This window comes from Zhongshania sp., assembly GCF_041623545.1.
GTDB lineage: Bacteria > Pseudomonadota > Gammaproteobacteria > Pseudomonadales > Spongiibacteraceae > Spongiibacter.
In genome coordinates this window covers 1-2,900 of the sequence record NZ_JBFJWS010000364.1, presented here as the reverse complement: position 1 = coordinate 2,900, position 2,900 = coordinate 1, and the positions used below count along the sequence as shown (strand labels likewise).

At 49.7% G+C, this 2,900-nt stretch carries 1 protein-coding gene; it reads right to left on the bottom strand.

The genetic code is table 11. The features are described 5' to 3' along the window. Positions 1–325 precede the first annotated feature (325 nt). Positions 326–2,794, bottom strand: a complete 2,469-nt coding sequence (locus ABYT30_RS17905) for a TonB-dependent receptor (RefSeq protein ID WP_373097851.1) — start codon at positions 2,792–2,794, stop codon at positions 326–328. Positions 2,795–2,900: the final 106 nt, after the last annotated feature.

Here is a 2,900-nt window from a genome sequence, read left to right as displayed (position 1 = left end):
GGCAAACACTCCTGCGCTAAAAATTCCGCTAGGTCAGCGCCAGTATCAGACAATAGTGTCCCTCCTAAAGTAGCTTTGCTTATTTAGTTATAGCACAGCGGCCAAGCAAGAACAGACCGCCGCTCGCCATTACAGCAAGCAGGTTTCTTGCCAATATAAATTTGCAGCTTATTTTTGAGGAAAGGTGATACTTAAGATGGCTTTTTCCTGCGCAATTAACATGGGTAATTGCGCAGGAAAAAAAGATATAGCGCTCGCAATCCAGCCAATAAGTGCAGTCGACGGACGCTCAATTATTTAAGCTAGCCAGCGCATTACGCAGATACTATTTATTCGCGCCAAAGCTGTATTTAAGGCGTGCACCAATAGTCCGTGGCTGCCCAGAGGAGCGAACTTCTAGACCAAGCGCATTATAGGTTCCAGCGAGAAAGGTAACGTACTCTTCGTCAGTGACATTCGTTGCAAACAAAGACAAATCAAACGCTTCCCCAAACATATCATTCCAGTTTAAATGCAGATTAATTACCGAAAATTCTTCAATCACGGAATAAGGCGAGAAGGTCGATGCCGTGGCCCGCTGCTCACCAGTGTAGGCATAAGTGCCACCAAACTGCAGCTCACCCATTTCATGTGGCATTGCGGCGCGATAATTAAGCGATGCCGTATACGACTCCTTAGGTGTGTACGGTAACTCGTCGCCAACCACCGCCGTCGGCGTAAAGGTTGCCGAAGCAACCGGCCCAGAAGCATCACCAACCCGCTGGCGATTTTCGTCAATATCTTGTTCTAGTAGTTCACTGTCGAGATAGGAATACGAGAAACTTGCCGTTAAGCGCTCGTGCAGCTGCACGAACCCGTCAAATTCAAAGCCTTTAATACTGGCACGACCAGCATTAAAAATGGCCGTGGTCGAGCCCGATGTCGGCGATAGAAAGCCCGTCTGCAACTGCATATCCGTTAAATCATTCTCAAACACCGAAACATTAAAGCGAGTTGGCAGCGGCCAGTCGAACTCGGTTTTTGCGCCAATCTCATAATTATCGACGGTTTCTTTGTCGTGCACATCGACACCGGAGTCAGTGACCAAATTTACCCCGCCTTGCCGATAGCCTCGCACATATTTGGCATAGGTCATGATCCGCTCAGCAGGCTTATACTGTAATTCGATCAGGCCCGTCGGTGCCTCGCTGTCTTGCTCTGCGTACTGGTCGGTAATCGCCGTCTCTGTTAACACCGTCGAGGTAAATTTATAACGCGTTTTTATCGCCTCCCCCACCGTATTGTCCTTGGTGTAACGCAAGCCACCAGTAAAGCTAAGTGAGTCCAATATGTCGTAGGTCGCCTGGGCGTAAACCGCCTGATTGGTGTATTCGGTTTTTAATAATAAAAACCCTACCCCACCCAACACGCCACCAAGGGGGTCATTACAGTTAAATTGGGCCGGATCGCCAGTCGCAATTGTGCGCAAATCACAGGATATCTGACTCGGTGCGTAGTTACCGGAGTAACCGTCTGGAATACTATTTTCATAATATACGCCGGCCTGCCAGTTCAATTTATTCGCTAGCGACAGCCCTTGCACCTGAAACTCAGCAGCACGGGTCTCCTGACTCGTTACCGGCACGCCGGGCTTGGCAATAGAATAGCCGAGTAAATACTCGCGATTAGCGTCTACTGGACTGCTGGGTATACCAATACCGGTAAGCGCAGCTTGGGTTTCAGTAAACTCCGTACCGAATACATCCTGATTATTGCTGGTTTCGAGATGCATATAAGCCAAAATACTTTTCAGAGAGATATTTTCGGTGACGTCCCAACTCAAATGATTAATAAAGCGCAGTTCCTGAATTTCTACCCCAGCATTCGGCACCGTACTGATTACATCGTAGAAATTGTCCCCCGCCGCGCGTTGGCGTTCTAATTGGCGTTCACAAGCACCGGGGCGCACCAATGCAGTTGCCGCAGCTGAATTGCAGGCAAAAAGCTTTGGACCGGAACCATGACTTTCCGAATCAGAGTAATTCAGGACCAAATAGTCGCTCAGCGTTTCCGTGATATTCGCCTCAAGGCTGATTCGCCCAGCGAAAAAACTGGAATCACCGAAGTTCCTGCCGGCCTTGTCGGACAAATTATTTAAATAGCCATCGCTATCTTTCGTATCTATACCAAAGCGCATCCGCAATTGATCATTCACAGGGACATTCAGAACCAATTGTTTTTCGAGCATATTGCGCTCGGCGCCGGAGACTTCCACGTAGCCTTCAAACTGATCAGACGGCCGCTCTGGCACTAACAATACCGCCCCGCCGGTAGTATTACGGCCAAACAGAGTACCCTGCGGACCTTTCAGTACCTGCAGGCTCTGTAGATCGAACATGGTGCCCGGGCCGGCGCCATCGCCAGAGGTTTGCAATATCTGCCCTCTCGGCGCGACCGCCTCAGCGAAATACACCCCAACTGTCGCCGTTGTGCGCAATTCTTTAGAAAACCCCCGAATATTAAACGCCGCGTTATCCGGCCCAAACAAGGTGTTAACCGACAGCGACGGTGTAATCAGCGCCAAGTCTGCAGGGTTGCTTATATTCGCGTTAGACAGCTGCTCTTGATTGAACACCGATACCGATATCGCAACATCCTGCGCACTCTCGTCACGGCGCTGTGCGCTAACAATGACTTCCTCGAGACGAAAATCGGATTGATTTTCCTTGGCTAACGCAGGTGTCGTAACAGCTACCATACCGATCACGAGCGCTGAAATGTGGGCGAACATCGCCGCTTGCTGCCTATGGGACATGTAATTTATTCCAAGCTTATTATTATCGAGAACGCTGCGCGATCTTTAGTCCACGGGGCAGATAAGCAAACCAGCAATTAAATCCCAGTCCATCGCTGCCACACCG